The following is a 26804-nucleotide window of genomic DNA, read 5'->3' on the forward strand; positions in this document are numbered from 1 at the left end:
GCTCGCAGCATTGTTTACGAACAGGGCCCCGCTTGTCGGCGAACAAGCGGGGCCTCCTGCTGCCTTCGGAGCCTTACGGAACGCGCCGAATCCGAATCTGCCAGCCCTTCCGCATACGGCGGCTATTGACTTCACCGGCGGACGTACGCATAATTTGGTTCATACACTGAGTTTCCGAAATGAGTGAGACCCGATGAGCAAGAAATGGTTTTATCGCCTGCTGCTTTCTTATATTCCCGTTTTCTTTGTCGTCACGGCTTTTTTATTTTTTATCTTTTTTCAAACGTTAAGCGAGCAAAACAAGAAAGAAACGATCAAAGCGAATGATTTTGTCGCTCAGCAGGCGATCCGTTATATCGATTATTCTTTAAAGGCGATCGACGAGAAGGTGACCCTGGAGCTGCTGCGCAATTCCGACGTAGCGCGTTACTTTTCCTCCGGCGGCGCGGACGATTTGAAGCTGGATGTGGCGGTCATGAACGCGATGCGCGATTTGAAGGTGACCTACCCGCTGATAGACTCGATGTATGTCATCCGTTTCCGCGACGATACCGTGCTCAGCAATATCGGTTCCTATGCGCTTCGCGATTATCCGGACGAGCCGTTCATCGCCCGGATGCGCAAGGCGCCCAACAGCGTCTGGTCCGATTCCCGGGCTTTTAAGCAGTTTGCGTATGAAGAAGGTGTCCAGGTCGTAAGCTTGACACGGGGCTTTCCGGTGTTTTCCCAAGAGAAAGGGATGCTGGTGCTTAACGTAAGGACGGATGCGCTGCATGCGATCGCCCGCCAAATGTACAATCCGGAAGTCAGCTTCGTCCGGCTGTACGATCGCCAAGGAAGCGATCTGATGGAAGCGGCCGCAGGCGACGCGTTTTCCCCTGAAGAAGGCAAAGTGTACGCAAGTTATGTATCCGATTACACAGGGTGGCGGATGGATAGCGGCATACGCCGGGAAGGCTTGATCGGGCTGGTGCTGGGCTTGTACAACGTGTGGATTTCGCTGGGCATACTGGTCGTGCTCGGTGCGATTGCCTGGATGATCTACGTCACGCGCCGCAATTACAAGCCGATCGAATTGATCGTTTCCCGGCTGCAGCTGTATCTGGACTATAAGGCGCGATTTATCGGCGGCGGGGCGAACGCCAATGAATTCAAGTTTATCGAGTCTGCACTGGACAATATGATCGAGCAATCCAATCATTGGGAGCGGCAGTATTACCAAGATTTGGGCGTGCGCCGAAATTATTTCATTCACGGGCTGCTGGAAGGGACCAGACGGGTCGACGCGGAGGAATGGAGCCGCGAGGCCGACGGCTTGATGATGCCCGCCACGTTCGGAATGCAGACGGTATTCGTCGTGGAGATCGACAAGTATACCGAATTTTGCAAGGAATACAGCCACCGCGATCAAAATCTGTTCAAGTTTGTCATCAGCAAGATGGTCGAGGAAACGGCGGTTTCCGGAACGGAGACGGTCTGGACGCTGTGGACGGCGTCGCATCAATTAACCTGCGTGCTGCGTATCGATGATGGGACGAAGACGTCGATCGAGCATATCGAGATGTTTGAGAAAATTAGAAGCTGGATGGAAGTCAATCTTCAGTTGACCGTCACGATCGGGATCGGGGGGCTGACCGGCCGTCCGGAAGGGCTTCGCGATTCGTTCAAGGAGGCGCAGGAGGCGCTGCGGTTCAAAACGATATACGGCGGCAACGGCCTGCTTGTTCACGAGCGGCTTCCGTCGAAGGGCGAGGCGAACGAGCAGCTGCAGCTCATTATGAATATCGCCGGCGATTACCGGATGTCGCAAGGCCGCTGGCGAAGCGATCTGCAGACGCTGTTTCGCGAAATGTACCGCAGCGTCCTGTCCCGGGAGGATGTCGTCACGCTGCTGCGGTCGCTGACGTTTCATTTGGACCGCGCCGTGAGCGCCATGGGCGCGCATCTCCAGGAGCGGTGGAAGAAGGACGCCTATCCGAAGCTGCTCGGACTGCTCGATTCCTTCGAAACGCTGGAGGAGATTGAGGACGGCTATCCCGCCGTGCTGGAGCGGTTTGCGCTGCAAATGGACGAGCTGCGGGAAGCGAAGCATCCGCAGTTTGCGATTCACGAGGTGAAGGCTTACTTGGAGCAGCATGTGATGAACCCGAATCTGTCCCTCGATTTTTTGAGCGAGAAATTCGGAATGAACGGGAAATATTTGAGCAAAGCGTTCAAAGAGGCGTACGGCGTCAAGTTCGTCGACTTTATGATCGATCTGCGCATGCAGCATGCCAAAAGAATGCTGACGGAAACGGATCGGACCGTTCAGGAAATCGCCGAAAACGTCGGGTATTCCAGCGCGATTTCGTTCATTCGCACCTTCAAAAAGATGACCGGCATGTCTCCCGGCGATTACCGCAAAGGAAATTGAAAAACGTTTATCGGCGAAAAAAATTTATTGCGTTCGAAGCCGCTTCCTTAATTCGTACGGCAAATGCGTACGGGCCGAGGAGGCGTTTTTTGTTTGCCGCAACGGCCTGCGCCCGCTGCAGTGCTTCCTGCCCATCGGCGGCGATGTCCGGGCGCGGAATGACAATTAGTTTATCGCCGAAAAGTGTACATTGAGCTAGGCGGCGGCTGCATTTAAGATTAAGGCAAGTCGATCGACGGCGATGAATGCAAGCGGGCGCCGCACACGCTTTACAAACGGCCGAACTATGAATGACAACTAAGGCGGGGGGAAATGCATGACCATGATGAAACGCAAGAAGGCACCGGTATGGAGCAAGCGTGCAGCCGCAGCGGCTGCTCTTATGATGACGGCAGGCGGGCTGCTTGCCGCCTGCTCGGATGAAGGCGGTAAGCCGTCGTCCGGCGCGGGGAGCGAGAAAACCGTTACGCTGACGTTTGAAACTTCGCTGTATGCGGAAGCGCCTCATAAGAAGGCGATCGATACGCTGATTTCGATGTACAACGAAAAAAATCCGAACGTGAAGATTACAGTTCACGGGGCAGATTACGAAAATTTCTGGGACAAGTTAACGACGGAGGTCATTGCGGGTACGCAAGGGGATATCGTACAGGTGTACCCGGAAAACATCGCGACCTATCATTCGCTGGTCGACGGAGGCGCGTTCGTCAATCTCGATTCCTACATCAAAGGCAAGGATCCGGAGAAGAAGCTGGTCGGCCAGGAGCTCAGCAAGGTAGACGGCTCCTACTATGCGATATCGAACTACGCTTGGGGAAACACCGGTATTTTTTATCGAAAATCGCTGTTCGAAAAGGCGGGCATCGATCCGGGCAGCGTCCGTACTCTGGAGGATTTCAAAAATGCGGCGACCAAGCTCGGCGTCGACACGAACGGCGACGGCAAGCTCGATCAATACGGCTTCGCTAGCGTCGTAGGCTCTCATCCGTTCGTCGCTTCCGAGTGGTACCGCCTGGTCGCAAGGCCGGTTTCGGGAGGCATCTTCTTCCCTGACGGCGAGGCGGGACCGTATACGGCCGACCGGATTCATGTGAACAGCGAAGCGAATGTGTGGGCCGCCGCATGGTGGCAGGATTTGATGAACAATCCGCAGGCTACGCCGCCGGGCACTCGCGACAAGAAGGTCGGGCGGGAAATGTTCTGGAACGGCCAGGCGGCGATGAATATGGACGGTCCCTGGTTTATCGGGATGACCAAGGAGCGGGACGCGAAGCTGATGGACGATCTGGGCTTGCTGCCGCAGCCGGTGGTTCAGTACAAGGGCAAGGACTACAAGCCGAATCCGCATACTAACCCTTCCGTCGCGATGATTTCCAAAAAGAGCAAGCATGTGGAGGAAGCGTGGAAGTTTCTGGAGTGGATGACGAGCCCGGAGGCGCAGCAAGTGATCGCCGGTTCGGGCATGATTCCGAGCAATAAGGACTATGTGGCGACGGACGCTTACAAAAAGGATAATCCGCTGGCCGTCCAGTTTATGGAATTTCTTAACGACCGCTACGCACCTGCGGTAATGGACCCTCCGATTCCGGAGCAGGGAAGCCTGTCGCAAATTATCGTCAACACGGCGCAGGACATATTCGTCGGCAAGAAAGATCCGAAGGCGTCGCTGGATGAAGCGGCCAAGAAGATGAAGGAAGCGTTAAATTAACCGGAAACGGCATGTCCGGGGGCGTCCGCACATTCTGCTGTGATGGCGTCCGCCCGCCGCTTGCCGGAGAGAACGGGATTAGCTGAAGAGAAGGAGGGTCTTATGAAACATGCAGAAGCGGCACCACGTTACGAGCAGCCTTCCTTATTGAAGAGGGAATTCAAAAGATGGCGCGACAACCGGGTCGGCTACCTGTTCATTGCGCCGCTCGTGATCGCGATCGTCCTGGTACTGCTGTATCCGATCGGCAAGGCTATGCTCATGAGCTTTCAATATTGGCTCGTCACGAAGCCGAAGGGCGGACATCCTTTCGTAGGGCTGGACAACTATGGCGGCTTGTTCCGGTCGGACTATTTTTTTACATCGCTTTATATTACGTTTTTGTACATTGTCGTCACGGTGGCGCTCCGGTATTTGCTCGGCCTGGGAACGGCTCTGCTGCTTCATACGAAGTTCAGGGGCAGGGGCCTGGTGCGGGCTCTGGTCATTATTCCGTGGGCGGTTCCGGAGGTCGTAACCTGCCTCGTGTTCATATTGATGTACGATTATCAATACGGAGTGATCAACGATATTTTGTTGAAAATGAATATATTATCGAGTCCGGTCGCCTTCTTGGGCGATTCGCGCACGGCGCTCGGCGCGGCCATGTTCGTCAATGTGTGGAAAGGCTTCCCTTTTGCGGCGATCATGCTGCTGGCCGGCTTGCAGAGCATTCCCAAGGATTTGTACGAAGCGGCGACGATGGACGGCGCCGGTATTTGGCGGCAATTCCGCAGCGTGACGCTGCCGCTATTGCGGCCGGTATCCGTGGTCGTCTTCCTCCTCTTGGTCGTCTGGACGATCAAAGATTTCGGCATCGTGTATGTGCTGACGGGCGGCGGCCCTAGCCGGGTTACGGAAATATTGACGATTTTTATTTACAAGGTCGGATTCAAGACGTTTAATTTCGGCGTGGCCGCAGCGGGCGGTATGATTTTGCTGCTGGTCTCGATCGTCTTTACTTTGATCTACCTGAAAGCGACGAAAGCGGGGGAGACGACGTGAAGAAACTGCGCCGAGCATGGATCTATGTTTGCGCCGTACTGATATCTTTATTTGCCGTCGGCCCGTTTCTATGGATGATCGCGACTTCGCTCAAGCCGCCCGGCGACATCTACAGTATGCCGCTGAACTATTTGCCTTCGGCTATCAATACAGGCGGTTATAAGGCGATGCTGAACCCGTCCGCGGACGATAACCTGAACTTCGTCAAATGGTTTTACAATACGACCGTCGTCTCCTTGCTGACTACGCTATTCTCAATTATCATTTCCGCCCTCGGCGGATATTCGATGTCCCGGTTCCGCTATCGCGGGCGCATGGCTATCGGCTATTTGATACTGATTACGCAAATGCTGCCGGGCTCGCTGCTCATTATTCCGTTATACATCATCATGAAGGAATACCAGCTGCTGAATTCTCACATCGGGCTTGTGATCGCCTATTCCACCGTGGCGATACCGTTCTGCACCTGGATGCTGAAAGGCTATTTCGACAGCGTTTCCTATTCGATCGACGAGGCGGCCATGGTGGACGGAGCGAGCCGCTTGGTAACGTTTATCCGGATCATTCTGCCATTGACGCTTCCGGGACTGGTCGTGACGGCGATCTTTTCGTTTCTGACCAGCTGGAATGAGTTTCTGTTCGCCCAAACGTTTTTGAGCGACTACGGCAAATGGACGCTGTCGGTCGGGATCGCCAGCTTTCAGGGGCAGTATGTCGTCAACTGGGACTACTTGATGGCCGGCTCGGTCATGACAACGCTTCCGATCGTGGTCGCGTTCTGGGCGCTGCAAAAATATTTGGTCAGCGGGATGACCGCCGGAGCGGTGAAATGACGTTTATGCGAAAAACATTGGATAAGGAGCGGTATATATCTATGATTAAGTTCGGAATTGTCGGAATGGGCATTAGAGGAAGTCTGTTTGCGGATACGATTCGCCAAAATCCTTATGCGGAGCTTGCGGCCGTCAGCGATGCGTTCGAAGAGACGCTGGAGAGAAACAAGCGCAAATACGGCGTGCCCGGCTATCTGCGCGTAGAGGATATGATCGAACGCGAGAAGCTGGATGCGATCGTCATCGCGACGCCGGATTTTCTTCACCGCGAGCCGGTGATGCTTGCCGCCAGGAAAGGCATCCATATGATGGTCGAGAAGCCGTTCTCAACGATCGTCGAGGAAGCGGAGGAGATGGCGGAAGCGGTCAAGGCGGCGCAAGTCAAATGTCTGGTCGCTTTCGAGAACCGCTGGAATGCCCCGTTCGCTGCCGTGAAGGAAGCGGTCGAGCAAGGGCAGATCGGGAAGATCGTCACCGTGAACTCCCGTCTGAACGATACGATCTATGTGCCGACCCAAATGCTCAAATGGTCGAAGAATTCGACGCCAGGCTGGTTTTTGTTCCCGCATGCGACCGATATTGCGCTGTGGCTCAAGGGCGTTAAGCCTACCAGGGTCTATGCGGTCGGAACGAAGAAGAAGCTTGTCTCGATGGGGATCGATACCTACGATGCGATCCAGGCGGTCGTCACGTTCGAGGACGATACGCATGCCACGTTTACGACCAGCTGGATTTTGCCGGAATCGATGCCGCTGATCTACGATTTCAAGTATGAAATTATCGGCGAGCACGGCGCGCTGTACGTCGATCTGTCCGATCAGATGGTGCGCAAGGCGACCTCCGACTACAGGCATATGCATACGCTGGGGACGCCGATCAACGGGCAGTTTACTTCCGCGCCGAGCTTTATGCTCCATTCGTTCATCGATAATATCCGGCTGGATACCGAGCCGGACAGCGGAGTCGATGCCGGGTTGCTGAATACTAGACTCGTGCATGCGATTCATCGTTCGGTGGAGACGGGCACGATCCAAAGCGTGTGAAGACGAAGGGGATGACGGGTACACTGCGGGAAACATATGCGAGCCTTGGAGCCATTTGCTCCAAGGCTCGTATTTCTTGTTGTTTAGGAAATGAAGCACAGCCATATCCTGTGGATATCCGTGGGCTCCCCCGAAAGTAAAGTCTACCCATAGAACGATCCCTGAGGAAGGGTTAGACGCCGATCCAGCTTAGGCTGGATGCGGACGGAATAAGCTTCAGTGCATCACGTCACTTTTGGGGGATTTGTTCCGCCAGCCGGTCTCGGGCGCGGCAAGCCGGGCAAATCGCGAACCCATATGGGAACATATGGGATTTCTCCGTTCGGCAGCAACCTTTTGGCCCGCCGTCTCGTATAAAATGGAATAGGCTTCTTTACGCGTTTTTCCGCTCGCAGGCGATATGCGCCGGGATTAGCCGGCCGCGTCAGCGAAAAGTGAGCGATTTGTCAGGAAGGTGCATTACCATTGCCGGACAAAATAGGGTAAGATGATGAAGAACGCTTTTTTAGCGGCCTTTCCATGAAGTTTTCTCATAAAGGTGTTGTTATGAAATGATGGTAAACGATATTCGGGTACATAGAGCGGACTCTTCGGCCGCCAGAACCAATCAGCGGCAATCAGCCGAGGCAAGCCAGTCGGACACTTACGCCTGTCTGTATATCATCAGAGGGGAGCCGCATCGTGCGGGGACCTGCATCAACTTGAATACCGACAGTTGGGTCGTCGGGCGCTCGTCCAACGATGAAACGCCGGATCTGGCTTTTTCCAACGCGTTTATTTCCCGCAAGCATCTGATGATTCGCAGGGAAAGGGACAAGGCGGTGCTGTACGACATGGGCAGCAGGCACGGCACGGAAGTGAACGGCGTCCTCATTGAGCCGCATACGCCGCATACGCTGCAGGCATTCGACATCATCAAGCTGGCCAAAGGGATGGTGGTCATCCACTTCTCTTATTTGTTTGCGGATCAGACGCTGGAATTCGAGCCGATCAGCTATACGCAGCAGTTCAACTTTCAAGAGCTCGGCTTCTCTATTAACTGGGAGAAACGGGAGTGCACGGTCGAAGGGCAGCGCATTGTGATGTCCGAGAAAGAATACGGACTGATCAAGCTGCTGTACGATCAGGCGAATCAGCTGGTGCCGTTCGACGAAATCAAGAAAACGGTGTGGCCGGAAAGAACGCTGGGCTTAGGCGGCGTGCCGGATGTCAGTATGGATGAATTGAATGCTTTAATATATCGGATTCGCAAAAAATACGGGAAAGATACGTTTACGATCAGCGCCGTCCGCGGCAGCGGGTATGTCCTGGAGAAGGACTGACGCATCCCGTCTTGACGGGGCGGACGGTTCGCTTCTTAAAGTAAGCGTCCTTACGGAAGGCAGGAACGATTGTGAAAGTGATACAAGTGCAAACATCAGGTCCGCTTTACGGCAGCGTAACCGTTCAAGGCTCCAAGAACAGTTCGCAGGCGCTGCTGGCGGCCGCTTGTCTGGCCGACGCTACGGTAACTCTGGAAGGAATCCCGGGCAGCAACGATGTCCGCATCATTCGCCAAATCGGTTTGGACATCGGTCTTACCATAGAGCGTACGCCTATGGGGGACATGCTGATCGATCCGCGATTCATTCACAGCGCGACCATCGATCCGGGCAAGTCGTCCGCTTACCGTTCCTCTTATTATTTCGTCGGCGCGCTGCTGGCCAAGTTCGGTAAAGTGACGATCGGATTTCCCGGAGGCGACGACTTCGTATCCCGGCCGATCGATCAGCATATTAAAGGATTGCGCGCGCTCGGCGCAGAATTTACATTTCATAGCGATCATTATGTCGTCGAAGCGAAAGAGCTGCGCGGAGCCGATGTCTATTTCGATACGATCACTATGGGGGCTACGATCAATGTCATACTGGCGGCGGCGAGAGCCAAAGGCAGAACGCGCCTGAGCAATGCGGCGACAGATCCGGAAGTCGTAGATACGGCCAATTTCCTCAATCAGCTCGGGGCCAAAATCGTCGGCGCGGGAACCGACCAAATCCGCATTGAAGGCGTGCCTTACCTCGGAGGCGGGCGGTACGCCGTCATTCCGGACCGCCTGATTGCCGGTTCGTTCCTTATGGCGGCAGGCATCAACGGCGGGTCTGTGACTGTGGCTAATGTCATACCGGAGCATATGGGCTCCTGCCTGGCGCAGTTAAGAGAAATCGGGCTGGAGATCGAAACGGGCGACCAAAGCGTCACGGCGCATTCGGACGGCCGCCTGCGCGCGACCCGTGTAAGAACGGGGATGTATCCGGCTTTTGCGACCGATTTGCAGCAGCCGCTGACGGCGCTGTTAACCCGGGCGCCCGGCAAAAGCATCGTCACCGAGCGGGTATTTGTCAAACGTTTCAATCATATTCATCAGCTTAAGCGTCTGGGCGCCGATGTATGGGTGCGCAAGGAGAGCGCCTATATTAAAGGCGGCGTGCCGCTTGTCGGCAACTGGGTTCACGCGACCGACGTCCGGGCCGGAACCTGCCTTATTTTGGCGGGACTCGCCGCGGAGGGGACGACGCGAATCACCGGAGTGGAGCATATTGAGAGAGGTTACGAGGATGCGGTCGGAAGCTTCCGCTCGCTCGGCGCGCGAATTGAATCGACGGAGTGGACGGCGGGGAACGCAGAGGCCGGATTCGTCGGCATGTAGTTTGGCAAGCCAAATCGGATGGGGAGGATGAAAGCAGCGGTGGAGCAGATTTTAACGTTAGCGGAAGAGGTTGCGGCGCAGGCGGCGAAAGCGGCGGGGGCCGTAGCCCGCAATTTGTTTCAGCGGGGCTTCAAGGTCGAGGAGAAGGACGAGAGCGGAGATCTGCTTACGGAAGCGGATTTGCTTGCCGAACAGGTCATATTGCACAGCATCCGGGGGATGTTTCCGGAGCATCAAATACGCAGCGAGGAATCCGGCTGGTCCGGAGTCGAGGGGGACTGGCTGTGGCTGGTCGATCCGCTCGACGGCACCAATAATTTCGCCGTCGGCATGCCGCTTTTCGGCGTCTCGATTACTTTGATTTACCGAGGCATGCCTATGCTCGGGATTATTTACGATACGATGCAGGACAAGCTTTACACGGCCAGGAGGTCGGCTGGCGCAGTCTGCAATGAAACCGTTTTCCGGATACAAGAGAAGCCTGCCTCCAAGCGAATGACAATAGGCTGGATTCAAGGCCATCAGGTACAGCAGGATAACCGGGCTTCCCGGCTGCGCCTGCATATCGAGCAAAACAGCAAACGGCTGCTTCGTCTGTGGGCGCCGACGCTGCAATGGGTCATGCTCGCGCGAGGTCAAATCGACGGCATTGTGCTGTATAATTCGGAAGGCGACGACTTGTATTCGGGTCTGCTGCTCGTCCAAGAAGCGGGAGGGGTCGTCATGGATTTCGACGGCAACCCCTTCGACGGGATGAACGCCGAGCCGTATATTATCGCTTGTCCGCCGGACCGCAAGGAAGCGCTGCTGCAGCTTGTCCGCAGCGGGCTGCAGGCGGAGGCTGCGCTATGATCCGGGCGGTGCTGTTCGATCTGGACGGAACGCTGCTGGACCGGGATGCCTCGGTTCGCAAGTTTATTCGCCGGCAGCACGAGCGTCTCCACCGGCATGTCGGCCATATTGACGCGGAGGAGTATTGCTCCGCGTTCATTACGCTGGATGCCAAAGGATACGTCTGGAAGGATCGCGTCTACGCGGAAATGGCCGAACGGTTCGGGATACACGGGCTGACGCCGGATCAGCTGTTAGCCGATTATATTGCCGGGTTTGCGGACAGCTGCGTCCCTTTTCCGAATATGATCCGTCTCCTTGACGAGCTGAGCGACAGAGGAATCGCGCTTGGGATGATAACGAATGGATTCACGGCGTTCCAAATGAACAATATTAAGGCCTTAGGCATACAGGATTATTTCCGAACGCTGCTTATTTCCGAGCGGGAGGGTTTGCGCAAGCCGGACCCGGCGATTTTTTTGCGGGCGCTTGAACGGCTTGGCGTTACGCCGGAGGACGCGGTATTCGTCGGCGATCATCCGGTCAACGACGTTCAAGCGGCGCAGGCCGTAGGGATGAAGGGCGTGTGGAAGCGCGACCCTTATTACGACGCTCCCGGAACAGCGGACGCGGTAATCGATGATTTGTCCGAGCTGCCGTCCTTTTTGTTTAAGTAATCGGTCGGCTGTGCGAAGTTGCCGTACGCCGGACGTCATAAAAGGCCCTCCGAGGGCCGCGGGCCGCAGACCGGAGCGGAGGACGTTGGCGTCTTCGCGCCCGGTCTTCTTTTTGCAAGGAAAGCGAAGTCAAGGCCTCACCTTGCGGGGGGATCTTGTTCCAGCTCCTGTTGCGGGAGAGCCGAGCTATGCTTGCGGCAGTAAGACGGAGACGCGCCGAAATAAAGGCTGAACGCGCGCGAAAACGTAGCCGTATCCGAATAGCTGAGACTTAAAGCGATTTCGGTAACCGTCAAGCCGGTTTCTCTAAGCAGCTGCATCGCTTTGTTCATCCGCAGCCTCATTAAATATTTGAGCGGAGAAATGCCCAGATGCTGGGTGAACACTTTGGAAAAATACGTCCGGTGAATGCCGGCATGCTGCGCAATATGGTTGACATCGATAGGTTCCGAATAATGAGTGTTCATATAGTCGAGGCTTTTCTTGACCCAGTCCTTTTGCCGGTGCTTCGGCGAGCCGTCCGCTTCAGGACGTTGGTCCAGCAAATCGATAAGCTCGTACAGCAGGCTTAGAAAGCGCAGCCTCGTCCGGCCGGGACGAAGCGCGCCCGCCGACCAGAAGTGCTGCAAGGTAAGCGCCACCTCGGTCGTTCCTACGCCCTTGGCGTAAGGCTGCCCGGGGTGAATCCCGATCATGGAGAGCAGGGCTGCCGCCTGATCTCCGTCGAAGGCGACCCAAGCCATCTCCAGCGGGACGGCGGGATCGGCCGGCCTGTAGCTGTATATCCGCTGCGGGAATAGACAGAAGACGTCTCCTTTATGCAGCTGGACGATGTTGTTCTCGTATTGAAACAGTACGGAGCCTTGCTGGACGAAATGAAGGCTGAAATGATCGGTCGCCCTCGGGCCGGCGTTATAGCTGGGCTTCGTTTTGTTGCGCCCCAGCCGAACGAGCCAAAGGCCGAGCGACATGTCCGTCTCGTCCGGTGTGAAATACATATTTTCCGCATATTCCTGAGTGTATTCTTTCATGGGTCCCACTTCCGAATGTTTTCTTCAGTATACTCATAACCTTACAAAATGCAAAGCCGAGGACACATTTAGCCATTGTTCCGCCTGCGGTATGACGATATAGTGAGGCTAGAATCATCCATATCTTATCCGATGAAAGGACTACTTCCAAGATGAATCGTACTAATGTCTTATTCATTTTGTCCGACGACCAGGGCGCATGGGCTATGGGCTGCGCCGGGAACAGCGAGATTCGCACGCCGAACCTGGACCGGCTCGCCGCGACCGGGATTCGTTTCGATAACTTCTTCTGCACGTCGCCGGTATGTTCGCCGGCCCGGGCCACTTTACTGACCGGACGGATTCCTTCCCAGCACGGCGTGCACGATTGGATTCGCGAAGGCAGCATGGGCGAGGGAGCTATCGAATATTTGCACGGGCAGACAGGCTATACCGAGCTGCTTGCCGCAGGCGGATACAGCTGCGGCTTGAGCGGCAAATGGCATCTCGGCGACAGCATTCATCCGCAGAAAGGCTTCTCCCATTGGTTCGTTCACCAATCCGGCGGCAGCCCGTATTACAATGCGCCGATGATCCGTAACGGCGAACCTGTCGTCGAGCCCGGCTATTTGACCGAGGTGATTACGGACGATGCGCTGCAGTTTTTGGATCGGCAGACGGAGGAAGAGCCGTTTTATTTGAGCGTTCATTATACGGCTCCGCACAGTCCATGGATCGGCAATCATCCGGAGGAATACGTCAAGCTGTACGAAGATTGCCCGTTCGAGTCGTGTCCGCAGGAGCCGGCTCATCCGTGGACGATTCCCGACGCCCCGTGGGGCAGCGATTGGCGCGAAAATTTGAAGGGGTACTTCGCCGCGGTGACGGCCATGGACGCGCAGATTGGAAGGCTGATCGACAAGCTGGAAGAGAAGGACTTAAGGGAAAACACGCTGATCGTCTTTATGGGCGACAACGGCTTTAACTGCGGCCATCACGGCTTCTGGGGCAAAGGCAACGGAACGTTCCCGCAAAATATGTACGACACCTCGGTCAAAGTTCCCGCCATTTTCAGTCATCCGGGCACGCTGGCCGAAGGAGAGGTGTGCTCTGCGATGCTGAGCGGCTATGATTTCATGCCGACTCTGCTCGAATACGTAGGGATCGAACATCCCGGCGCCGCAGGCCTGCCGGGGGCCAGCTTCGCTCCGCTGCTGCGCGGCGAATCGATGAAGGAACGGGAGCATATTTTCGTCTTCGACGAATACGGACCGGTAAGGATGATTCGCAATCGCGAATGGAAATATGTGCACCGGTATCCGTACGGTCCTCATGAGCTGTACGATCTTGCGAGCGATCCCGATGAACGCGTCAATCTTTTGGAACATGGCGGAGAAGCAAGCGGGGAACGGGCGGCGGAGCTGAAGGCCGAGCTCGACGAGTGGTTCGTCCGCTATGTCGACCCGCGGCTCGACGGCGCGCGCGAAGCGGTTAGAGGAGGAGGGCAGGTTGCCCTCGCAGGAACGGCGGGCAAAGGCAAACCGGCCTTCAAATAGACGTTCATACAAGCAAGCGAAAAGCGGTGTCTTCATCGTCGGCGGACGATGGGCGCCGCTTTTTCGTCTTTGGCTTTGGAGCGATTCGCTCGGCGTAATTATTTTTGGCAGTATTTTTGGAGATGCAATTGATGTCCGGTAATGTTATAATCTTACGGTGATAATGATTATCATTATTGAAATACCTGTAAGAGGAGAGAATTTACAATGACAATGAGCGCAGCCAAGAAACTAAATATGATCGTCCTTGCGATTTTGCTTGCCGCCATGCTGACGGCTTGCGGGAAAGCTCCGGATACCGGATCGGCTCAAGGAGAAGCGGAGCAGGATAATGAAACGGCCGTGTATCATACCGATAACGGGGATATTGCGGTTCCCAAGAACCCGCAGCGGGTCGTCATGCTGGCGGACAGCTACCTCGGCGATTTTCTGGTGCTCGGGATCAAACCGGTGGGCGTAACGGATAATGCTTTTACCAACGCCTATTTTCAAGGCAAGCTTGACGGAATCGAAAATCTAGGCGAAGGCACATCGCTGGAAAAAATATTGGAGCTGAGGCCCGATCTGATTGTTACGTACGCAGCCGCGGACAATATTGAGCAGCTCGGCAAAATCGCGCCGACGATTCCGATTCCGTACGGGAAGAAAACGTTCCGGGACCAATTGAAGGAATTCGGCCAATTGACCAGCCGCGAGGCCAAAGCGGATGAATGGATTGCCGCCTGGGATAAAAAAATTGCCGAAGCCAAGCCGAAGGTGCAGGCGGCCGTCGGAGACAAGACGGTGTCGATCCTGCAGCCGTATGCCAAAGGCATCTATGCCTTCGGACACAACTATGCCAGAGGCGGCGAAATTATCTACGGCGAGTTTAAGCTGAAGGCGCCCCAGCCGATCCAGAAGGAAGCGATCGACAGCGGCATAGGCTACGCCAACCTGTCGCTCGAAATGCTGCCGGACTATGCCGGAGATTATATTTTCACAAGCGCCTGGTCGGGAGACAACGCCGATCCGGAGGTCGTATACGGAAGTGCCGTCTGGAAGGGACTTCCCGCCGTCAAAAATAACAAAGTATTTAAGCTCGATCCGCGTTCCTCGCTGTTTAACGATCCGATCTCCCTCGATGCGGAGCTGGATTGGATCGTGGAGCAGCTGACCCGGTCTTAAAATAACCGAACCGATCGGCCGGCGTCACGATTGCGCCGGGTGATATGAAACGGAATAAAAGCCATAACTTGAAGCTTTCCGCTTCCCTCCCTCAAGGAGCAGCGGAAAGCTTTTTTTATCGCCTGACATTCGCGGAAGTGCGGTCGGGATTTGATTAAGGCAATATACAAAATGCAAAATAATTGTTACACCATGCCATTGTATTTAAAGAGTTTAAACTTATATAGTAAGAAGTAGAATATACAAAATAACAAGTTTGGATGGTGAGCAAGGCATGAGCAAGCGCAGGCCTAACATTTTGCTTATAACAAGCGATCAGCAGCATTGGAATACGATTGGAGCGTTCAATCCGGAGCTGCAAACTCCGAATTTGGACCGGCTTGTGAGCGAGGGCACGACGTTCGGCAGAGCCTATTGTCCCAATCCGACCTGCACGCCTACGAGAGCGTCGATCGTGACGGGGATGTACCCGAGCCAGCACGGCGCTTGGACATTGGGGACAAAGCTGCTGGAGGACCGCGTGACGGTCGGAGATTTGCTCGGCGAGGGCGGTTACCGGACGGCGCTGATCGGGAAGGCGCATTTTCATCCCATCGGTTCGACGGAGGAATATTCCTCGCTGGAGGGGCGCGAGAAGCTGCATGATTTCGCTTTTTGGCGGGATTTCACAGGCCCGTATTACGGCTTCGAGCACACGGAGATGCTGCGCAACCATGCGAACGAATGGTTGGTCGGGCAGCATTACGCGCTGTGGATGGAGGAGAACGGCTGCGCGAACTGGAGAGATTACTTCACCCCGCCGATTGGAACGATGGATGCAAACGAGCAGTTTCATTGGCCGATTCCGGAGCGGTATCACTACAATACGTGGATTGCCGAGCGGACGAACGCGCTGCTGCAGCAGTACAAGGAGCAGGACGACGCGTTCTTCCTGTGGGCCAGCTTCCCGGACCCGCATCCGCCTTATTTGGTACCCGAGCCGTGGTGCGACATGTACGACCCCGATCTGCTCACGATACCCGAGGGCGCGCCGGGAGAACATGAACACAATCCGCCGCACTTCGGCATGACCCAGGAGCGGGAGCCGGATTTCTCCGCTTACAAGGAGACGGGCTTCGGCATCCACGGCTATCATTCTCACGTTCGGATGACGGAGGCGGAGCGCAAAAAGGCGGTTGCCGTCTACTACGGGATGATCAGCTTCATGGACCGGTACATCGGCTCGATCCTGAACAAGCTTGACGAGCTCGGGCTGAGCGAGGATACGATTGTTATTTTTACGACCGACCACGGCCACTTTTTCGGGCATCACGGACTCCAGGCCAAAGGGGGCTTTCATTACGAGGATTTGATCCGCGTGCCGTTCGTCGTCCGCTACCCGGGGCGCGTGCCTGCCGGCGCCGCGTCGGATTCGATGCAATCGCTCGTCGATCTGGCTCCGACGTTTTTGTCGATGGCGGGACTGCCTGTCCCTCCCGCGATGACCGGAATCGATCAAAGCGCCGTATGGGCGAATCCGCAGCTTAGCGCAAGGGAGCATATCGTTTGCGAATTTCATCATGAGCCGACGACGATTCATCAGAAAACGTACGTCGACCAGCGGTATAAAATAACCGTTTACTATAACCAAACCTACGGCGAGCTGTTCGATCTGGAAACGGACCCCGAGGAGCGGCATAATCTGTGGGACGAACCATCGTGCAAAGAGCTTAAAGCCGAGCTGATGCTCCGGTACATCTGGGCCGAGCTGGGCAAGGAACCGATGCCGATGCCTCGAATTTCCCATGCCTAGTCCGAGCCTGGCGCACGTCTAGCCCGCGCCGGGCGCTATAGGGCAAATCTCGCATATGCGGGGAAATTTCGCTTATGGACAAATGAATACGTTCTTATTAATCTAACATTGCAACGCTGCAGCGAACCCCGGCATCGGCGGATGAAGCGCAGGGCCGCAAGTCTCGGCTTATTCGGCTGCAGCTTGACCAATGGATACAGCGAGGGGGAAGAGAGGTTGTCGAATTTATTGAACACCGTAGTCATTAGCTCTTTGTCCAAAGTGTTTGCCGACGAAGAGGCGATCGATCCTCTGTTGAAAAAAGCAAGCGCATTCAGTAATGAAACGTATGCCTATCAAATTGCTTACCGTTCGCCGTCGTTGATGAAAGCGGTACGGGTCAGCGTACGGTCGGAGCTGGCGGATGCGATCTCGGTCCGCACGGTAGGCCTGGCGCCTTCCGAGCTGCCCTGGATGCATGACGCCGATCGCCATGTGCTGCGCACGACGCCGGGGCTGTATCCGGACCCGCTTTACCCGATCGACGAGCAGGAGGGACTGACGTTGTTCCCCGGCCAATGGCGGGCTCTATGGGTCACCGTTTCGCTGGACGGAAGTCAAGCGGCTGGTCAGTATGAAATCGAGGTACGGTTCGATAACGAGCAAGGGGAATGTCTGGCGTCGGAGAAAATGGTGCTGGAGATTATCGGCGCCATGCTGCCGGAGCAAAAGCTGATTCATACGGAGTGGTTCCATACGGACTGCCTGGCGGTGCAGTATGGGGTGGAAGTATTCTCCGAACGGCATTGGGAGCTGATCGACCGGTATGTCGATACGGCGGTGCGCCATGGGGTGAATATGATCCTGACGCCGGTGTTCACGCCTCCGCTCGATACCGCTGTCGGAGGAGAGCGTCCTACCGTCCAGCTCGTCGATGTGGAGCAAACCGGCTCATCCTACCGCTTCGGCTTCGACAAGCTTCGCCGCTGGGTCGAGCTGTGCGACAAGCGGGGAATCCGTTACTTCGAATTCTCCCATCTGTTTACTCAGTGGGGGGCGAAGCATGCGCCTAAAATTATGGCTGACGTTGACGGTGAATACAAGCGGATTTTCGGCTGGGATACGGATGCGAACGGCGAAGCTTACCGCGGCTTTCTGGAGCAATTTTTGCGCGAGCTCGTCGCCTTTATCCGCGAGAACGGCCTGGAGCAGAGAAGCTTCTTCCATAACTCGGACGAACCGCGGATGGCCGATATGGAGCAGTATCAGAAGATCAGCGAGTTTACGCGCAAGCATCTGCAAGGATTTCCGATTATCGACGCGCTGTCGGATTACGCGTTCTATGAGAAAGGGCTGGTCGAACGGCCGATTCCGGCCAGCAACCATATCGAGCCTTTTATAGAAAACGGCGTTAAGCCTCTCTGGACGTACTACTGCGTATCGCAGCGCAATCTCGTGTCGAACCGTTTTTTTAATATGCCGTCGGCAAGAAACCGGATTATCGGCATGCAGCTGTACAAATTCGGGGCCGAAGGATTTTTGCATTGGGGATACAATTTCTGGTTTTCGCAGTATTCGAGGAAGCCGATCAATCCGTTCGTCAATACGGATGCGAACCATTCTTTCCCTTCCGGGGATGCGTTCCTCGTCTATCCAGGCGAGGAAGGTCCGATCGAATCGATTCGGATGGAAGTGTTCTATGAAGCGCTGCAGGATTTGCGGGCGCTGCAGCTGCTCGAAAGCTATATCGGCAAAGAACGCGTCGTCGCGCTGCTGGAGGAAGATCTCGAACAGCCGATCACTTTCAGCGAGTATCCGCGTTCGGCCGAATGGCTGCTCGCCAAACGGGAGCAATTGAACCGCTTGATTGCGCAGCATGCGCAGAGTTAGCCGGGCAACATCCGACCCGGCGGATGCGGCGCCGGCCGCAAGGGGCCGGGAGCACAAGACAACTCAGTTTGGAGACGATGAGAAATGAACAAGAAACAACCGAATCTGTTGTTCGTATTCCCCGATCAATGGAGAAGACAGGCCGTCGGCTTGTTTAACGAGGATGAAGTAAGCACGCCTAATATCGACCGGTTCGCCGGAGAGAGTCTGACGCTAAATCATGCGATAAGCTGTTTTCCGCTTTGTTCGCCCAACCGTTCCGTTATGCTGACGGGCCGTTATCCGCTATCGACGGGCGTGACGAGCAACTGCAAGCTGGGACTGCCGATCAAGCTGAACGACGATGAGCTGACGATCGGAGGCGTGCTGAAGGAAGCGGGCTACCAGACCGGCTATATCGGCAAATGGCATCTCGATGTGCCGGAGCAGTCCCTAGAGCCCGAGCCGGCTTCGGGAGCTCGCCACTGGGATGCTTACATACCGCCCGGCCCGCGCAGGTTCGGCTTCGATTTCTGGTATTCCTACAACGCCTACGACCGCCATATGCATCCGCATTATTGGCAGGATACGCCGCAGATGATCGAGCCGAACGTCTGGTCGACCGAGCATGAAACGGACGTGGCGATCGATTATATCCGCAGGCGCGATCCGGATCAGCCGTTCTGCCTGTTTGTGTCGTGGAATCCGCCGCATCAGCCGTTCGAGCAGGTTCCGGAACGCTATAAAGCGATGTATGCCGATAAGCCGGTAAAATACCGTCCGAACGTATGGGGCGACGGGCTGGCCCAAGCGGAGCAGCATCTGCGCAATTATTACGCCGCGGTGACGGCGACGGACGACCAGTTCGGCCGTTTGCTCGCCGCGCTTGAGGAAGAGGGGCTCGCGGACGATACGATTGTCGTACTGACGTCCGACCACGGAGAAATGATGGGCTCGCACGGCTGGCTGGAGCATAAGAACGTATGGTACGAGGAATCGATCGGCATTCCGTTCTTTATCCGTTATCCGGGGCGCATTCCTTCGGGCGGCAGCGATTGTCTGCTGAACAGCCCCGATCTAGTGCCTACGCTGCTCGGGCTGATGAACGTTCCGGTACCGGAGAAGGTGCAGGGGACGGATTGCTCCGCCGTATTCCGCGGAGAAGGAGGCAAGGAGCCTGCGTCGGCCTTCATATGCCATTATCCGGGAAGCGTCGAGGAGCATCGGAAGGCGCGGGAACAAGGGTTGGAGATCAACGCTTACGGCTGGCGAGGCGTTCGCACGCACCGGTACACGTATGTGGCCAAGCGCAGCTTCGGCGACGCCGCCTTGACCAGGCTCTGCTTCGATAACGAGAGCGATCCGTATCAATTGAACCCGCTGCGCTTCGACCAGGCTCCGAAGGAAGGGCCGGCGGTGCTGCTGGAACGGGAGCTGGGACAATGGCTCGCCAAGCTTGACGATCCGTTTGAGCTGATCTGAGCGGACGCAAGCCGGGCCAAATGAAGGCGGAACGACAAACAATTTTGCAAGAACGACGAAGATAAAGAAGCAAAGAGACGGCAGGGGCCGCTTCGCCGGCAGGCGCAGGCGGATAATGCGGACAGCGCGGACCATGCGGACGGCCGGGCGGCAAGCCCGCGCCTCCTCCTTGCCGTCGAATTCAAAGGGGGACTTGGTTAGCCATGGAAAAGAGGAAAGTGCATGACGGATCGTCCGGGACCGGTTATAGAAAAAAAGGAGCCGCTTCTCTCGCCGCTATTTTTTTATGCCTTGCTGTAACCGCTTGCAACGGCGCTGCAGGAGATGCGTCCGAGCCGGCTCCGGCGGCGGATAAGCCCGCGGTTCAGGACAGCAAAGAGCCTGTTGAGCTGGTCGTCTATAACGCGTCCAATTCCACCGCAACGGCGGAGGCGTTCATGGATAGCGATATCGGCAAAGAAATTAAGGAGAAATTCCCTCAAGTCACAATCAAGTTCATCGCCACCGGCAAGGGAACGACGGCGAACGAGCTGCTTGTTTCCGGGCAGGACGTCGATTTGATTCTCTGCTCCGTCTTCTCCTTCCCGGTGCTGGCCGACACGGGGCTTTTGTACGATATCGGCGATTTGATCAAGCAAAATCGCTACGATACGAGCCGGCTTGTGCCTAACGCGATCGAATTTCAGAAGCAATTCGGAGGCGGCGTCTACGGCTTCCCTGTTGCGAGCGCTCCGACGGCGCTGTTTTACAACAAAGACATCTTCGACAAGTTCGGCGTTCCGTATCCGAAGGACGGCATGACCTGGGACGAAACGTACGAGCTGGCCAAACAGCTGACGCAGACGGATGCAGGAACGTCCTACTACGGATTCGCTACGCGCTACCCGTTCATGTACAATACGAACCAGCTGTCGCTGTCTTATTACAATCCGGATTCGCAGAGCGTTCAGGTGTCGGACGACCGCTTCAGGCTGTTCATGGAAAACTTCACCCGCTTTGCGCAAATTCCCGGCAATGAGAAAGCGACGACGGATATGTTCGCGAAGGAGAAAAATGTGGCGATGATGGCGTATCAGATCGGGCGCTGGGATTTCGACAGCTGGGATATGGTCAGCATGCCGACCTTCAAGGAAGCGCCGGGCATCGGACCGCAGGATTACGGCACGTATATGAACATTTCCAGCACGAGCAAGCATAAGCAGCAGGCGTTCGAGGTTCTTGAGGCGTTAACGTCCGATGAATACCAGATGAAAATATCGAAGGCGGGCACCTTGCCGATCGTCCGCACTCCCGAGGTCGTTCAAGCGTTCGGGCAGCTGTCCGATGCTGCAAGCGGGAGAAACTTCAAAGGGAAAAACGTCGGCGCATTTTTCCCCAAGGAGAGAGCCCGGCCGTCTTACGTCACCAAGTATGACGATGCGATAGCCAAGCGGATGAACACGGCCTTTTCACAGATCGTCTCCGGCGGCACGAATCCGGTCAGCGCGCTGCGGGAAGCCCAGGAAGGGGCTGAGAAGGACGTTTCGGCCATGAAGAAGTAAGCTTGACTCCCGTCCTCCGATCGGGCATCATACGAAGTAAGACCGCTTACCCATCGGAGGGCGATTGCTATGAAAAGAGTGCTGCAGGGCGGCGTGCGCTTTTACCGGAAGTTTATTTCGCCGCTGAAGCCGCCTACTTGCCGGTTTTACCCCACATGCTCGCAATATGCGCTCGATGCGCTGGAGCTGCACGGGCCGGTCAAAGGAAGCTGGCTCGCCGTCAAACGAATATGCAAATGCCATCCGTTTCATCCCGGAGGCATCGATTATGTTCCCGAGCCGGAACGCAAACCGGAGAAGCCGCGGAACGATGCGGCGCAAGAGGAATAGAAGCGGAGTGCGGCGGCGGGCCGGACATCGCGGGCGATAACCGCATCGCGCCGCCTGGTACGGACTTGACAGAGGTTAGTACTTTTCGCTATATTTGGCTTAACTGCATAAAGAATATGCCCTATGAACGGATGAGTACTTTGCCTGAGGTCGTACAGAGAGCCGGGAAGCTGAGAGCCGGTCGACGGAAAGCATAGGAAGATGGTCCGGGAGGACAGGAAGGCGAGCGCGGAATCGGACGAGTGCCGTACGGGCAAGCCCTCTTCGCTGTTCCGGCGTTAACGGAAAGTCGCAAGTTATGACTGCTGAGCCTTGAGCTATCGTATCATTCGGTACGAAAGCCGGGGGAAGTTGGGTGGTACCGCGTGAGCACAAGCTCTCGTCCCAAGATGGACGAGGCTTTTTTTATTTGTACAAAGAAAAAAGGAGCGATTCCCATGACCAAGGAACAACAATCGTTTTACATTACGACCCCGATTTATTATCCGAGCGACAAACTGCATATCGGCCATGCCTATACGACGGTGGCCGGCGATGCAATGTCCCGTTACAAACGGCTGCGCGGCTATAATGTCATGTATTTGACGGGCACCGACGAGCACGGCCAGAAGATCGAGCGCAAGGCGCAGGAGAAAGGCGTGACGCCGCAGCAGTTCGTCGACGGCATCGTCTCCGGTATCAAGGAGCTATGGAGCAAGCTGGACATTTCTTATGACGATTTCATTCGGACGACCGAACCAAGGCACAAGCAATCGGTCGAGAAAATATTCGCCCGTCTGATCGAGCAGGACGACATTTATCTGGGCACTTACGAAGGCTGGTATTGTACCCCTTGCGAATCGTTCTTCCTGGAAAACAAGCTGGTCGACGGCAAGTGTCCGGACTGCGGGCGGCCCGTCGAGCTGATCAAGGAGGAGAGCTACTTCTTCCGGATGAGCAAATATGCCGACCGCCTGCTGAAGTATTATGAAGACAATCCGGATTTCATTCAGCCGGAATCGCGCAAAAACGAGATGATCAACAACTTTATCAAGCCGGGACTGGAGGACTTGGCCGTATCGCGGACGACGTTCGATTGGGGCGTGAAGGTGCCGAACGATCCGAAGCATGTCATCTACGTATGGATCGACGCGCTGTCCAACTATATTACGGCGCTCGGCTACGGCAGCGGCGACGACAGCAAATACCGGACGTTCTGGCCGGCCGACGTCCATCTGGTCGGCAAGGAAATCGTCCGTTTCCATACGATCTATTGGCCGATTATGCTGATGGCGCTCGATCTTCCGCTGCCGAAGAAGGTGTTCGGCCACGGCTGGCTGCTGATGAAGGACGGCAAAATGTCCAAATCCAAAGGCAATGTGGTCGACCCGGTAACGCTTATCGACCGTTATGGCTTGGACGCCCTTCGCTACTATTTGCTGCGCGAAGTGCCGTTCGGCTCCGACGGGACGTTCACGCCGGAAAGCTTCGTCGAGCGGATCAACTTCGACCTGGCCAACGATCTCGGCAATCTGCTGAGCCGCACAGTCGTTATGATCGACAAGTATTTCGGCGGCAGCATACCGCCTTATATCGCAGGAGCGACCGAATTCGACGGCGCTCTGCTGGATACGATCAGCGCGACGGTTCAAAAAGTGGAAGAAGCTATGGAGAAAATGGAGTTTTCCGTAGCGCTCGGCGCGATCTGGCAAATGGTCAGCCGCACGAACAAATATATCGACGAGACGCAGCCATGGGCGCTGGTCAAGGACGAGAGCAAGCGCGACACGCTTGGCTCGGTGCTCTACTGCCTGGCCGAGTTGCTGCGGATCGTCTCGGTGATGCTGCAGCCGTTCCTGACGCAGACGCCGCGCAAGATGTGGCAGCAGCTCGGCATTCAGGAAGGGGCGCCGACGGCTTGGGATACGATTCACAAGTTCGGCACGCTGCCTAGCGGCACCCGCGTCGAAAAAGGCGAAGTGATGTTCCCGCGGCTGGAAGCGGAGAAGGAAGCGGCTTATATCGCCCAAGCGATGGGCGGAGGAGCGGCTCCCGCGCCGGCGGAAGCTGCCGGCCAAGCGGCGGTCGCTGCGGACGCATCCAAGCCGGAGGCGCCGGAAGGCGTTCAGGAAATCTCCATCGACGATTTCTTCAAGGTCGATCTGCGCGTCGCCGAGGTGCTGGCCGCCGAGCCGGTGAAGGGCGCCGACAAGCTGCTGAAGCTGCAGCTCGACCTCGGGTACGAGCAGCGCCAGGTCGTCTCCGGCATCGCCAAATTTTATAAGCCGGAGCAGCTCGTAGGCCGCAAAGTGATCTGCGTGACGAACTTGAAGCCGGTGAAGCTGCGCGGCGAACTGTCGCAGGGAATGATTCTCGCGGCATCGCACGGAGATCAATTGACTTTGGCGACAATTTCTGATGCACTTCCTAACGGATCTGTGGTAAAATGAGGATTGTTCACGTTAACATTATGAATAATCTATGACTCTTTTAACAGGAGGCTTAATCTATGCAAACCAAAGACGGAATGAATTACGCGCCGCAAGGCAAACCGAATCCGGTGGTCGGACAAGGCGAATTCGCCTTTGCCGCGATGGCTTTGGATCACGGTCACATCTACGGGATGTGTAACGGCTTGGTCGAAGCGGGAGCCGATCTTGTCGCCGTGTACGATCCGGACCCGGCGAAGGTGGAAGCTTTCATCAAGAAGTTCCCTCAAGCCAAAGCGGCCGCTTCCGAAGAGGAGATTTTGAACGATCCTTCGATCAAGCTGGTCGCAGCGGCGGCGGTGCCGTCCTTGCGCGGTCCGCTCGGCGTTCGCGTCATGGATCACGGCAAAGACTACTTCACCGACAAAACTCCGTTCACGACGCTGGAACAGCTGGAGCAAGCAAGAGCGAAGGCGAAGGAAACCGGCAAGAAGTATATGGTCTATTACAGCGAGCGTCTGCACGTCGAGAGCGCGGTGTTTGCAGGCCAACTGATCGAGCAGGGCGCGATCGGCCGCGTAGTTCAAGTGATCGGCTTTGGTCCGCATCGGCTGAACGCGCCGTCCAGACCGGAATGGTTTTTCCAGCATGACAAATACGGCGGCATTCTGTGCGATATCGGAAGCCATCAGATCGAGCAATTCCTGTTCTTCACCGGGGCGAAGGACGCGACGGTGCTGCACAGCAAAATCGCCAACTACAATAACAAGGATTATCCGGAGCTTGAAGATTTCGGCGACGCTACCCTTGTGGCGGATAACGGCGCGACGAACTATTTCCGCGTCGACTGGCTCACTCCGGACGGCCTCGGCACATGGGGCGACGGCCGGATGACGATTCTGGGCACCGACGGCTATATCGAGCTGCGCAAATATATCGATATTGCCCGCGATCCGCAGGGCGACCATCTGTATCTGGTCAATAAAGAAGGCGAACAGCATTTCTCCCTGAAAGGTCAAGTCGGCTATCCGTTCTTCGGCCAGCTGATCCTCGATTGTATTAACCGCACGGAGAAGGCGATGACGCAGGAGCATGCCTTCAAGGCCGCCGAGCTGTGCATCAAAGCGCAAATGCAGGCGGTGCGCGTCGAGTAGCTGTCCGCGGCGAACTTTTTCACCTTTACAATGAAAGCATCCGTTTCACCGGTCTTAGGGCCGGAGGGACGGATGCTTTATTTGCGTTATGGCGGAGGCCATTTCTTGAATCCGGCATATTTGCGAGCGGTTAATCGTAAACATTATTAACTGTTGACACGGCAGGGAGGACGGACGTATAATCGAATTCGTCTAATAAAAAAGTTTACGATTTACAAGCAGGGGGAAACTATATTTATGCAATGGCGTAATAAAAAAGTTGTTTTACCCGTTTTACTCGCATTTCTTACGATGATAATGCTGGCCGGCTGCGGCAAATCGCAGGCGACGCTCATGAACGGCAAGGTCAACGTCGTAGCCAGCTTTTATCCGCTGTACGATTTCACTAAAAAGATCGGCGGCGACCGCGTCAACGTCATCAATCTGGTGCCGACGGGCGTCGAGCCGCATGACTGGACACCGAAGAGCCGGGACATGCAGAACTTGTCCAAAGCGCAAATGTTCGTTTATTTGGGCGCCGGATTCGAAGGCTGGGTGAACGATACGCTGGGCAGTCTGCCGAAAGACTCGAAGGTCGCTGTCGTGGAAGGAAGCAAGGGCGTGGAGCTGCTGGCGTCATCCGGAGAAGACCACGATCACGATCATGACGCAAAGAATAAGGAAGCTCACAACGAATCGCAGTACGATCCCCATGTATGGCTGAGTCCGGTCAACGCCAAGAAGATTGCGCTCAATATTAAGGATCAGCTGGTGAAAACGGACCCTGCGGGGCAATCGGACTACGAGGCCAATTACGAGAAATTCGCGGCGCAGCTCGATCAGCTGGACGCCAAATATAAAGAAGCGCTGGCCAAAACGCCGAAGAAGGACATCGTCGTCACGCATCAGTCGTTCGCCTATTTGGCCAAGCAATACGGCCTTACGCAGAAGGCGATCATGGGCTTGTCGCCCGATTCCGAGCCGACTTCCAAGGATTTGAAGGAGATCAACGAGTTTATCCGCACGAACGGCATCCAATACATTTTCTTCGAAGAGCTCGTATCCGACCGGCTGGCGAAGACGCTGGCGAAGGACGCCAAGGTCGAGACGCTGGTGCTGAGCCCGATCGAAGGGCTGACCGATGCTCAGGCGAAGGCCGGAGCCGATTATATCTCTCTGATGGAGAGCAATTTGAATAATTTAATAAAAGCATTACAATAGAAGTAAGACCTGCGATAAAAGGAGCTTGCAGCTATGGACCAAGTGAATGCAGGATGTCATCGGAGCATTGTCTCGATTGATGAC

General features: G+C 55.7%; 20 protein-coding genes. 19 read left to right on the forward strand and 1 reads right to left on the reverse strand.

Annotated elements, in window-relative coordinates; genetic code table 11:
- Positions 1-193: 193 nt before the first annotated feature.
- The 9 genes from SK3146_RS31005 (at position 194) to SK3146_RS31045 (ending at position 11235) form a co-directional block, all read left to right on the forward strand.
- Positions 194-2413 (forward strand): helix-turn-helix domain-containing protein, encoded by a 2220-nt coding sequence (locus SK3146_RS31005; RefSeq protein ID WP_249862408.1) that lies wholly within the window; start codon positions 194-196, stop codon positions 2411-2413.
- A 316-nt stretch (positions 2414-2729) separates the two neighbouring features.
- Positions 2730-4121: an ABC transporter substrate-binding protein gene (locus SK3146_RS31010; protein ID WP_249862409.1), complete on the forward strand. Its 1392-nt coding sequence runs from the start codon at positions 2730-2732 to the stop codon at positions 4119-4121.
- A 102-nt stretch (positions 4122-4223) separates the two neighbouring features.
- On the forward strand, positions 4224-5165 hold the full coding sequence (locus SK3146_RS31015) for a carbohydrate ABC transporter permease (protein WP_249862410.1): 942 nt from the start codon (positions 4224-4226) through the stop codon (positions 5163-5165).
- Positions 5162-5998, forward strand: coding sequence for a carbohydrate ABC transporter permease (locus SK3146_RS31020; RefSeq protein ID WP_249862411.1), 837 nt, complete (start codon positions 5162-5164; stop codon positions 5996-5998). The genes SK3146_RS31015 and SK3146_RS31020 overlap by 4 nt, the downstream gene beginning before the upstream one ends.
- A gap of 41 nt (positions 5999-6039) precedes the next feature.
- Entirely contained in the window at positions 6040-7041 is a 1002-nt protein-coding gene (locus SK3146_RS31025) for a Gfo/Idh/MocA family protein (RefSeq protein WP_249862412.1), read from the forward strand.
- A gap of 551 nt (positions 7042-7592) precedes the next feature.
- Positions 7593-8363 carry an FHA domain-containing protein gene (locus tag SK3146_RS31030; RefSeq protein WP_249862413.1) on the forward strand — a complete coding sequence of 257 codons (771 nt, stop codon included), beginning with the start codon at positions 7593-7595 and terminating at the stop codon, positions 8361-8363.
- A 71-nt stretch (positions 8364-8434) separates the two neighbouring features.
- Positions 8435-9727 (forward strand): UDP-N-acetylglucosamine 1-carboxyvinyltransferase, encoded by a 1293-nt coding sequence (gene murA / locus SK3146_RS31035; protein WP_249862414.1) that lies wholly within the window; start codon positions 8435-8437, stop codon positions 9725-9727.
- Between the two features lie 27 nt (positions 9728-9754).
- Positions 9755-10579 carry an inositol monophosphatase family protein gene (locus SK3146_RS31040; protein WP_249862415.1) on the forward strand — a complete coding sequence of 275 codons (825 nt, stop codon included), beginning with the start codon at positions 9755-9757 and terminating at the stop codon, positions 10577-10579.
- Positions 10576-11235 carry an HAD family hydrolase gene (locus tag SK3146_RS31045; RefSeq protein WP_249862416.1) on the forward strand — a complete coding sequence of 220 codons (660 nt, stop codon included), beginning with the start codon at positions 10576-10578 and terminating at the stop codon, positions 11233-11235. Before SK3146_RS31040 ends, SK3146_RS31045 begins: the two co-directional genes overlap by 4 nt.
- A gap of 137 nt (positions 11236-11372) precedes the next feature.
- On the opposite strand, the gene SK3146_RS31050 is transcribed toward SK3146_RS31045, so the two are convergent.
- A complete protein-coding gene (locus SK3146_RS31050) occupies positions 11373-12266 on the reverse strand; it encodes a helix-turn-helix transcriptional regulator (RefSeq protein ID WP_249862417.1) in 894 nt (297 codons plus the stop codon).
- Between the two features lie 152 nt (positions 12267-12418).
- Here SK3146_RS31050 and SK3146_RS31055 point away from each other — a divergent pair, with 152 nt between their 5' ends.
- The 10 genes from SK3146_RS31055 to SK3146_RS31100 all read left to right on the forward strand — a co-directional run bounded on the left by SK3146_RS31055 (position 12419) and on the right by SK3146_RS31100 (position 26720).
- Positions 12419-13801 carry a sulfatase family protein gene (locus tag SK3146_RS31055; protein WP_249862418.1) on the forward strand — a complete coding sequence of 461 codons (1383 nt, stop codon included), beginning with the start codon at positions 12419-12421 and terminating at the stop codon, positions 13799-13801.
- Between the two features lie 207 nt (positions 13802-14008).
- On the forward strand, positions 14009-14965 hold the full coding sequence (locus tag SK3146_RS31060) for an iron-hydroxamate ABC transporter substrate-binding protein (RefSeq protein ID WP_249862419.1): 957 nt from the start codon (positions 14009-14011) through the stop codon (positions 14963-14965).
- Positions 14966-15239: 274 nt separating this feature from the next.
- The gene (locus tag SK3146_RS31065) at positions 15240-16757 is read left to right on the forward strand and encodes a sulfatase family protein (RefSeq protein WP_249862420.1); all 1518 of its coding nucleotides are present in this window, start codon (positions 15240-15242) and stop codon (positions 16755-16757) included.
- Between the two features lie 141 nt (positions 16758-16898).
- Positions 16899-18626, forward strand: coding sequence for a DUF4091 domain-containing protein (locus SK3146_RS31070; protein WP_249862421.1), 1728 nt, complete (start codon positions 16899-16901; stop codon positions 18624-18626).
- An 84-nt stretch (positions 18627-18710) separates the two neighbouring features.
- On the forward strand, positions 18711-20087 hold the full coding sequence (locus SK3146_RS31075) for a sulfatase family protein (RefSeq protein WP_249862422.1): 1377 nt from the start codon (positions 18711-18713) through the stop codon (positions 20085-20087).
- 203 nt (positions 20088-20290) lie between these two features.
- Positions 20291-21628, forward strand: coding sequence for an ABC transporter substrate-binding protein (locus SK3146_RS31080; protein ID WP_249862423.1), 1338 nt, complete (start codon positions 20291-20293; stop codon positions 21626-21628).
- A gap of 69 nt (positions 21629-21697) precedes the next feature.
- Positions 21698-21958 (forward strand): membrane protein insertion efficiency factor YidD, encoded by a 261-nt coding sequence (gene yidD / locus SK3146_RS31085; protein WP_249862424.1) that lies wholly within the window; start codon positions 21698-21700, stop codon positions 21956-21958.
- Positions 21959-22395: 437 nt separating this feature from the next.
- Positions 22396-24387 carry a methionine--tRNA ligase gene (gene metG, locus SK3146_RS31090; RefSeq protein ID WP_249862425.1) on the forward strand — a complete coding sequence of 664 codons (1992 nt, stop codon included), beginning with the start codon at positions 22396-22398 and terminating at the stop codon, positions 24385-24387.
- A 59-nt stretch (positions 24388-24446) separates the two neighbouring features.
- The gene (locus tag SK3146_RS31095) at positions 24447-25520 is read left to right on the forward strand and encodes a Gfo/Idh/MocA family protein (RefSeq protein WP_249862426.1); all 1074 of its coding nucleotides are present in this window, start codon (positions 24447-24449) and stop codon (positions 25518-25520) included.
- A 291-nt stretch (positions 25521-25811) separates the two neighbouring features.
- Entirely contained in the window at positions 25812-26720 is a 909-nt protein-coding gene (locus SK3146_RS31100) for a metal ABC transporter substrate-binding protein (protein ID WP_249862427.1), read from the forward strand.
- Positions 26721-26804: the final 84 nt, after the last annotated feature.

Origin of the sequence: Paenibacillus konkukensis, assembly GCF_023523925.1 — a bacterium.
Taxonomy (GTDB): domain Bacteria; phylum Bacillota; class Bacilli; order Paenibacillales; family NBRC-103111; genus Paenibacillus_S; species Paenibacillus_S doosanensis.

Coding starts and splice junctions, on each gene's coding strand:
- SK3146_RS31030 (WP_249862413.1), top strand. CDS start 7,593: ATGATGGTAAACGATATTCGGGTACATAGAGCGGACTCTTCGGCCGCC.
- metG (WP_249862425.1), top strand. CDS start 22,396: ATGACCAAGGAACAACAATCGTTTTACATTACGACCCCGATTTATTAT.
- SK3146_RS31050 (WP_249862417.1), bottom strand. CDS start 12,266: ATGAAAGAATACACTCAGGAATATGCGGAAAATATGTATTTCACACCG.
- yidD (WP_249862424.1), top strand. CDS start 21,698: ATGAAAAGAGTGCTGCAGGGCGGCGTGCGCTTTTACCGGAAGTTTATT.
- SK3146_RS31080 (WP_249862423.1), top strand. CDS start 20,291: ATGGAAAAGAGGAAAGTGCATGACGGATCGTCCGGGACCGGTTATAGA.
- SK3146_RS31015 (WP_249862410.1), top strand. CDS start 4,224: ATGAAACATGCAGAAGCGGCACCACGTTACGAGCAGCCTTCCTTATTG.
- SK3146_RS31100 (WP_249862427.1), top strand. CDS start 25,812: ATGATAATGCTGGCCGGCTGCGGCAAATCGCAGGCGACGCTCATGAAC.
- SK3146_RS31005 (WP_249862408.1), top strand. CDS start 194: ATGAGCAAGAAATGGTTTTATCGCCTGCTGCTTTCTTATATTCCCGTT.
- SK3146_RS31070 (WP_249862421.1), top strand. CDS start 16,899: ATGAAGCGCAGGGCCGCAAGTCTCGGCTTATTCGGCTGCAGCTTGACC.
- SK3146_RS31060 (WP_249862419.1), top strand. CDS start 14,009: ATGACAATGAGCGCAGCCAAGAAACTAAATATGATCGTCCTTGCGATT.
- SK3146_RS31095 (WP_249862426.1), top strand. CDS start 24,447: ATGCAAACCAAAGACGGAATGAATTACGCGCCGCAAGGCAAACCGAAT.
- SK3146_RS31065 (WP_249862420.1), top strand. CDS start 15,240: ATGAGCAAGCGCAGGCCTAACATTTTGCTTATAACAAGCGATCAGCAG.
- SK3146_RS31075 (WP_249862422.1), top strand. CDS start 18,711: ATGAACAAGAAACAACCGAATCTGTTGTTCGTATTCCCCGATCAATGG.
- SK3146_RS31010 (WP_249862409.1), top strand. CDS start 2,730: ATGACCATGATGAAACGCAAGAAGGCACCGGTATGGAGCAAGCGTGCA.
- SK3146_RS31055 (WP_249862418.1), top strand. CDS start 12,419: ATGAATCGTACTAATGTCTTATTCATTTTGTCCGACGACCAGGGCGCA.
- SK3146_RS31025 (WP_249862412.1), top strand. CDS start 6,040: ATGATTAAGTTCGGAATTGTCGGAATGGGCATTAGAGGAAGTCTGTTT.
- SK3146_RS31045 (WP_249862416.1), top strand. CDS start 10,576: ATGATCCGGGCGGTGCTGTTCGATCTGGACGGAACGCTGCTGGACCGG.
- SK3146_RS31040 (WP_249862415.1), top strand. CDS start 9,755: ATGAAAGCAGCGGTGGAGCAGATTTTAACGTTAGCGGAAGAGGTTGCG.